The 7,555-nt window shown below is 56.8% G+C and carries 6 protein-coding genes; 3 read left to right on the top strand and 3 right to left on the bottom strand.

Annotated elements, in window-relative coordinates; translation table 11 throughout:
* Nucleotides 1–1,184: THUMP domain-containing protein (locus VF168_01985; GenBank protein HEX7002940.1), on the top strand; the 1,184-nt coding region annotated here is incomplete at its 5' end.
* A gap of 52 nt (nt 1,185–1,236) precedes the next feature.
* On the opposite strand, the gene VF168_01980 is transcribed toward VF168_01985, so the two are convergent.
* Nucleotides 1,237–1,380 carry a hypothetical protein gene (locus VF168_01980; GenBank protein ID HEX7002939.1) on the bottom strand — a complete coding sequence of 48 codons (144 nt, stop codon included), beginning with the start codon at nt 1,378–1,380 and terminating at the stop codon, nt 1,237–1,239.
* A 487-nt stretch (nt 1,381–1,867) separates the two neighbouring features.
* Between VF168_01980 and VF168_01975 the strand changes: the two genes are divergently transcribed.
* Together VF168_01975 and VF168_01970 are read left to right on the top strand one after the other, a co-directional pair.
* Nucleotides 1,868–3,358 carry a tetratricopeptide repeat protein gene (locus tag VF168_01975; protein HEX7002938.1) on the top strand — a complete coding sequence of 497 codons (1,491 nt, stop codon included), beginning with the start codon at nt 1,868–1,870 and terminating at the stop codon, nt 3,356–3,358.
* 340 nt (nt 3,359–3,698) lie between these two features.
* Nucleotides 3,699–5,891 carry a 30S ribosomal protein S1 gene (locus VF168_01970; protein ID HEX7002937.1) on the top strand — a complete coding sequence of 731 codons (2,193 nt, stop codon included), beginning with the start codon at nt 3,699–3,701 and terminating at the stop codon, nt 5,889–5,891.
* A 92-nt stretch (nt 5,892–5,983) separates the two neighbouring features.
* On the opposite strand, the gene VF168_01965 is transcribed toward VF168_01970, so the two are convergent.
* Together VF168_01965 and VF168_01960 are read right to left on the bottom strand one after the other, a co-directional pair.
* A complete protein-coding gene (locus tag VF168_01965) occupies nt 5,984–6,913 on the bottom strand; it encodes a M48 family metallopeptidase (protein ID HEX7002936.1) in 930 nt (309 codons plus the stop codon).
* An 8-nt stretch (nt 6,914–6,921) separates the two neighbouring features.
* Complete coding sequence (locus tag VF168_01960; GenBank protein ID HEX7002935.1) at nt 6,922–7,473, bottom strand: LemA family protein; 552 nt, start codon at nt 7,471–7,473, stop codon at nt 6,922–6,924.
* Nucleotides 7,474–7,555 lie beyond the last annotated feature (82 nt).

Genomic DNA, 7,555 nt, shown 5'->3' with positions numbered 1-7,555 from the left:
GGCGTGCTCTTAGACGAAGGGTCAAAAGGCACGTTCTTGCTCAGACTCATGATTTCGTTGCAGTTTGTTCCCCGGGCTTGGAATGGGCAGTAACCCGCGAACTCGCCGAACTTCCTGTAGCACCGACAATCATCGAGCGGATCAAGGGGGGTGTTCACTTTCGAGGTCGGACAGATCTCATGTATACGGCGAACCTCCACCTTCGGACCGCGAGCCGAGTCCTGATGCGAGTTGCGACCTTTCCTGCGCCAACCACAGAGGCCCTTTTCAACCGCTCCAAGAAGGTTAGGTGGGAAACTTTTATCGGGGACAATAGAGGCATTCGGCTGAGTGTGACGTCTAGAAAGTCCCGCGTAAACCATAAGAGGAAGATTGAGTCAATCATTGAAGATGCAGTGAACAGTCGACTGCGGGAACTTGGCCTCCCCACTGTCACCTCTTCCACTAAAGCTGAGTTGCGATTCCATGTCCGGTTGGACGGGGATCAATGCACTTTGAGCTTCAATACCAGCGGGGAGCATCTGCACAAAAGGGGATGGCGCCGACTGGCTACAGTTGCTCCTATACGTGAAACACTTGCTTCATATGTCTTACTGGCAGCTCGTTTCGAGACGGCACGTCTCATCGTTGACCCATTTTGCGGTAGCGGAACGTTGTGCATAGAGGCCGCTCAAGCGATTGCTGGTATTCCATCTGGACTTAACCGCCGCTTCTCCTTCGAACTAAGCCCACTCTTCGAGCCTAGGAAATGGGAGTACTACCGGCGGCAAGCTAAGGAAAACATTCGGAGCAGCATTCCAGGTCGGATAGTTGGGTTCGATATTGACGAAAAAGCCATAAACATAGCAAGATTGAACGCAGCCAGAGGTGGCGTTGCCGATTTCGTCGACTTCTATCTGGCTGACGCTCTCAAAGTGCCATTGTCAAAACTAGCCGAGGGAACGGAGAGGCAGTTGCTAGTTTCAAACCTTCCCTACGGGAAGCGGCTGTCAAGTCCCGAATTTCTTGGAACATTCGCAAAAGTCATTCAAAATAACTGCGTCGGATGGCACCTGGCAGTGTTGTGTGTCGATCCATCCCCGTTCGAAAGTCTCCCACTTGAAAGCAGGTCCGTGCAGGGGCTGAATAACGGAGGAATTAGGGTGAAATTGCTTCAGGGAACGGTAGCCAATGATTCGCAATAAATAAGCCTGGGTGCGTGAACGTGCCACGCACCCACTTTGAAAATCGACGTTACTAGCGAGTTGCAGCCGAGTGGCCGGCCAATACAACCAGCGGCAGGTTCACGAGAGCTACAAATACCACCGAATAGAAGATGCGCTTGCCACTGTTCTTCATCTCAACCCATCCTTCGCTCGTGCCGTCGGCACCTGAACTCACCGTAAAGCCTTACTTCACGGTGCCTTTTGGGAACTCCCATTCCCGAAAGGATCTCTGGTGGTTGGCGTAGAGGCAACCAACCTCGGCTCCAAATCTGCGTATGTGCAGATCCACCGACTCAATCGTATCTCCCAACACGATTGATACAGCTAATTTAACACCTCAATGCAATAACGTCAATAAACTCACATTTCAGATCAGCAAGCGCCGAAGAGGAGGACCTCATATAAACTTGGTCCTGAATTGCATTTACACGTACTAGGTGGTAAAAAGCTTTTGCGAAAGCGATAGAGGCCCCCAATTGTCCGCTGTAGTAGACCAACTAGTTGGCGAAAAGCATCCTGGAGTAGTTCTAGAAAGTCCGGTTCAGGGGTGGGTGTTCCTTCGTCGCTTTGAGGATGGCATTCGATGTTATACGGAGTTACCAGTTCAATCAGAATTGGATGATCGATGGGCAGGAATCTGCTACTTTCATCTCCATGAGGATATGAGAGCAGTAGAGCTCTTTTACAGAGCCATAGATCGCGGGAATGAGGCTGCTCGAATAAACCTCGCACATGCACTTGCATATATTGAACGAGGCGATGAAGTAATTCCGGAGCTGCTAAAGGTCGATTGTGAGTCACTATCTACATACGATAAAGTCCTATATTACCGCGTAAAAAGCCTGCACGAGGAAACAAGCGGAGATTTACGAACCGCGCTATCAGATGCGGAGACGGCCTGGCAACTTGTGCAGACAGCCCCCCAATTCAGCATTTTGGCGCCCGACATACTTAGCCAACTGGCTGTGTTAAATGGGAGAGTCGGCCAAGCTAAAAGGGCACTGGCATTTATCGAACAGAATGTTGCCATTACAAGCGGCGTAGACGCAATACGAGCGCGGATACACCGCATCCAAATTCTAATCGCGCTAGGGCGGTTTTCTCATGCGATCGCTGAGCTTTCGTCCCTTCAGGATTCAACCGTGCCTAGACACCTACTTGCCATTCTTAGGATTCACATGGCGGAAGCTGAATGGGCTTTCGGTCGAGTCAGCAAATCGATCAGCCTATTTGAAGAGGCCCTCGAAATAGCCGCTAATCTGGACATTGGATATGAAGAGTTTCTTGCAAGAGTTTGTTTAGCCTACTTGTATGGGCACGAGGGCAATCTGGACGTCGCCTATGAACACCTGAGCAACGCGGAACGGTTGGTGGGTGACCGTTCGGACAGGCTCACATATCGATTCAGAGAGATACTTCTGAGAAGGTTAAGTGGGGCAATTGGTTCAGTCGAAGCAATTACAGAGCTACGGAACGTTGAGAGTGAACTTGAGAAGATGGGAGCTCGGCAAGAACAGGGCTGGATCAAACTTCATGTCGCAAGAGAACTGTGGCTTACCGGATCCAACGAATATCAGGTGGAACTGAGAGGAATCGAACAAATTGCCACCGAACTAATGAATCCGGCTCTCCTGTCCCGCGAACTCCCACTTGTTGACGACTTTGCATTTGTTGTCTTCGCAGAATCGAGGTCACTATCCACTTCTCGCGGCGGTCTCGAGGTAACTAGCCTCGGCGCGACTGAGCTTCGTTTAGACGGCAGTCCTATACACCTCCCATTGACGCGCGGGATCGAAATGATTTGCTACTTCCTTGAAAACGGTTCCGCATCACTCCAGCAAATTTTGTCCGATCTCTTCCCAAACTACAAACCTCGTAGTGCCAGGTCATATTTTCATCAGTTCAGACATCAATTAACAAAGTCCGTCGAGGGTATCTCAGTCGACTACGATCGCGATAGTGGGCAATATCGGCTCGTGTCTGCAATTCCGATTGATTGGGATGTGACCAGGTTAAGGCTCGGAGAGGAAGACTTGGTGGGACTATCGTTTCTACCAAACTCTTCAAGTCCGTGGGTAATCAAGTTGAATGAAACGCTAGAGTCTGCGAGGCGTACGCTCAATACCTCTAGTGGGAAGAAAGCTCCTCATTGACACTGGGCAATAGCCGCCCTCTGTAAGTTTTTTGTAAGAGCCCCTTCGTAAGCTTGGATTCGTATTGAGGCGAACCTCCCAGTTGCCTCAACCCATCCTCTTCGGCTTCGTGCTCCCACACGGAGCCATTTTTTTGGCTCACGGCCCGTTCGACCGGTCTTTCACGACACCCGAGCAATCCGCTGCCAAGACTACCGATTTAGCCTGAGGGGCGTCCTGAACGAGGCCCAGAGAAGGTGGGCAAAGGCCCGTCCACAGCGTCTCTCAGCTTGCGCTAAAGAGGAATTTTGTGATTAAATGGTGCGTTGCCCAGAATCTAGGCAAGGAGGAATCCCCTTACATGGATGACAAGTTAAACCAGGCCGCGGAGAACCCTGCCACGGCCACCGACCAAGCCCCGGAGGAAAGCTCGAGCCAGGCCCCGACTGCGGCGGTTGAGCAGGGTGCAGACACCGCAGCGGCGAACGACACGACTTCTGACACCTCCCAAACCGACGTTGCGACGCAGGAGTCCGAGCGTGACTCCGAGATGACGATGGAAGAAGTCCTTGCGGCCAGCGACGAACAATTGGCTCGCAAGCCGGTTCACCGCGGCATGATCACCAACGGAACGGTAATCATGCTTTCGCAGGACGGAATCGTAGTCGACGTCGGCGCCAAGATCGAAGGCATCCTCCCCTACAACCAACTCTTCGAGTTCGAAACGAACGCCGAAGAGGCTGCTAAGTACTTCAAGCCGGGAGACGAGATTCAGGTCTACGTCATCCGTTCCGACATCCCCAACAACACGATCGTGCTCTCGAAGAAGCGGGCCGATCAGGAACGGGCCTGGAACCTTCTGCAGGACATCTTCGAGAAGCAGAAGCCGGTCGAAGTGGAGATCGTCGAGAAGGTCCGCGGCGGCCTCGTCGCGAACCTTGGAATTCGCGCATTCTTGCCTGCCAGCCAGGCTGACGTTCGCAGGGTCAACGACCTCGCCCCCTTCGTGGGCAAGCGTCTCAAGGTCAAGATCATCGAGCTGAACCGCAAGCGGAACCGGGTCATCATCTCGCGCCGCGCCATCCTCGAAGAGGAGATCGCCGGCCAGAAGGAAGAGACCCTCAAGAAGCTCGAACCCGGTTTGCGCCTCGACGGCGAGATAGTGGAGATCACCGACTTCGGTGCGTTCGTGAACCTCGGTGGTATCGATGGCCTCGTTCATCGCAGCGAACTGAGCCATGGCCGTTTCAACCACCCCCGTGAAGTAGTGAACGTGGGAGACAAGGTCCGTGTCGAAGTCCTCGACATGGATCTCGAGCGCGAGCGCATCAACCTCTCCATGAAGAAGCTCGTGCCGAACCCGTGGGAGAACGTCCTGGCGAACTACCACATCGGGAACAAGGTCTCTGGCAAGGTAACCAACCTCACCCCGTTCGGCGCGTTCGTCGAGATCGAGCCAGGTCTCGAGGGCCTCATCCACGTCAGTGAGATGAGCTGGACCAAGCGGGTTCGTCACCCCAAGGAAGTCGTCAACGAGGGCGACGACGTCGAAGCTATGATCCTCAAAATCGACACCAACCAGCAGAGGATCTCCCTCGGCCTGCGTCAGACTCAGCCCGATCCGTGGAGCAGCCTGCCCGACCGCTTCCCGCCCGGCACCGAGGTCACCGGTCCGATCACCGGCATCACCGAATTCGGCGTCTTCATGGAGATAGAAGAGGGCATCGAGGGCCTCGTGCACATCAGCGAGCTCGCCCACGAGCACATCGAGGACATCAGCGAGCACTTCGCCAAGGGTGACGAGATCACGGCAGTGATCCTCAACATCGATCCGGTCGAACAGCGCGCCAGTCTCTCGCGCAAGCGCCTTCTCCCCTTCACGGCCGGCGAGTTCGACGGCGCAGTCCCGTCTGGCGCTCCCGCAGCACGCGGAGCGGGCCGGCGAGGCGGACGTCGTGGTGGCCGCCGCAGTCAGGGCATCGACTACGACTACTCGTACGCCGCTACCGACGCTTCGGCCAAGACCACGACCAAGCTCGGTGACGTCTACGCCGACCTCTTCGCCCAGTTCGGGCTCACCGAAGGCAAGGAAGAGGACGGTAGCCAGGAAGCGGAGGCCGCGGACGCCGCTCAGACGGGCGAGGACGCTGGTGCCGCCACTGCCGCTCAGGCTGGCGAAGAACCGGTAGCCGAAGCGGAGACCGAGCAGCCAGAAGCCAAGGCAGAGGAAGCTACCGCGGCTGTGGCCGCCGAAGAGCCAGAGGCAGCGGCACCGGTCGGAGATTCGACCGAAGCTCCGAAAGCTGAGGCACCCGAAGTCGAGTCTCGGACGGCCGAGGGTAAAGACGCCGAGGGCACAGACGCTAAGGCCCAAGACGCTAAGGCCCAAGACGCCAAGGCCGAGCCTGCCGCGACCGATGAGGAGAACGCTATCGACGCTGCCGAGGCAGCTGCCCTGCTCACCGCCGCCTTCCGTGAAGGCAAGCGACCGGCCAAGCAGGCCGAAGCCAAGGCAGAAGAGCAGGAGAAGGAAGAAGAGAAGAGCAACGCCTGATCACAGGCCGCTGCCGAACGAAGCCCCGCCCCATCGGCGGGGCTTTCCTTTGTGAACTACGTAAGGCAGGGTTCCCTCGAACGGCAGAAGTACTACATGCGCCTCAGGCGATCGATCCTCTCCTCTATCGGTGGATGGGTGGCGAGGAGACCAGCTCCGTTCAAGCGAAACTGCGGATTGGTGAAGAAGAGGTGCTGGACGCCTTGCGACACCTCCATGGGCGGGCCGTCGAAATCGCGTATCTTCTCAAGCGCCCTGGCCAATCCCTCGGGGTTACGTGTGATGTAGGCCCCCGTGGCATCTGCCAGGTACTCCCGCCTCCTGCTCACCGCCAACCTCAGGAGTGTCACCAGGACCGGCGCGAGCACAAGAGCAACGACCAGGACCACGAGCGCCACCACCTGACCGCTGTTCCGACTGGAACGCCGAGGTGTGCGTCGGCCGTAACGGAACGATCTCGTCACCAGGTCACGAAGTAGCACTACCGCGCCGACGGTCGCCGCGAGCATCGACGCGAATCGGATGTCCAGATTCTTTATGTGCGCCATCTCGTGGGCTACGACGCCCTCGAGCTCCTGGCGGTCGAGCACCCGGAGCATCCCACTGGTGACCGCGATGGCCGAGTGTTCAGGATCACGGCCTGTGGCGAACGCATTAGGCAGCTCGGCGTCGATCACGTATACGTCAGGTACAGGAACGCCCGCACCTATCGACACTGCTTCGCACACGTTGACGAGGTAGCGCTCCTCCTCGATGGTAGCGGGCCTTGCTCCGCTGGCTGCGAGCGCCATCCGGTCGCTGAAGCGGTACGCTACGAAGCTTTGCCCCCCGGCCACCAACACCGCCACGAGTAGGTAGGTGAACCATTCGGACGGATCGAGGGCAATCGCCAGCAGGTAACCGATGCCGGCGAACACGGCTACGATCCCCAACGCCAGCAGCCATGAAGCCCTGACGTTCGCCGCTCGCCAGTCGAGCAACGAGAGGCGACCCTCTGTAGGTGCGACTGCCGGGACTCCCACCGGTCAGCTCAGCTGAAAGAAACCGCCGGCACCTGCCGCTCGGTCTCCGGGATCTCCAGGAAGACCTGTTCCTCCTTGCCCATCGGACCGGCGAGCCACATGCCGGGCACCGTTTCGATCACGTTGTTGTATTGCAGCACTGCGTCGTTGTAGAACTGCCTGGCGTAAGCGATCTTGTTCTCGATCGACGACAACTCCTCCTGCAGCAGGCGGAAGTTCTCGTTCGCCTTCAGTTCCGGGTAGGCCTCGGCGACCGCAAGCAGGCGACCAAGCGCGGCGCTCATCATGTTCGCTGCGTCGGCCGACTCGGCCACCGACCGTGCCCCCATGAGCTGTTGTCTCGAGCGGGACACCTCTTCGAAGACGGCCTGCTCGTGGGCAGCGTACCCCTTGACCGTCTCGACGAGGTTGGGGACCAGATCGTTGCGACGCTTGAGCTGCACGTCTATCTGGCTCCAGGCATTCTGGAAACGGTTCTCCAGAGTGATGATGCGGTTGTAGATGCCTACCGCAATGACGACCAGTACTACCAGCACAGCCAAGATCAGCAGCGATCCCATTCGGGCCTCCTTGGCGCAGTCTACTGGTTGTACTGCTGGATAGAGTTGAATGCCGTCGTCGAAGCGATCGGGCGTTGCCGCC

Source organism: Trueperaceae bacterium, assembly GCA_036381595.1.
Lineage (GTDB): Bacteria > Deinococcota > Deinococci > Deinococcales > Trueperaceae > DASVCN01.
The sequence above is the reverse complement of the archived record's forward strand: the minus strand, read 5'-3'. Positions and strand labels throughout refer to the sequence as shown.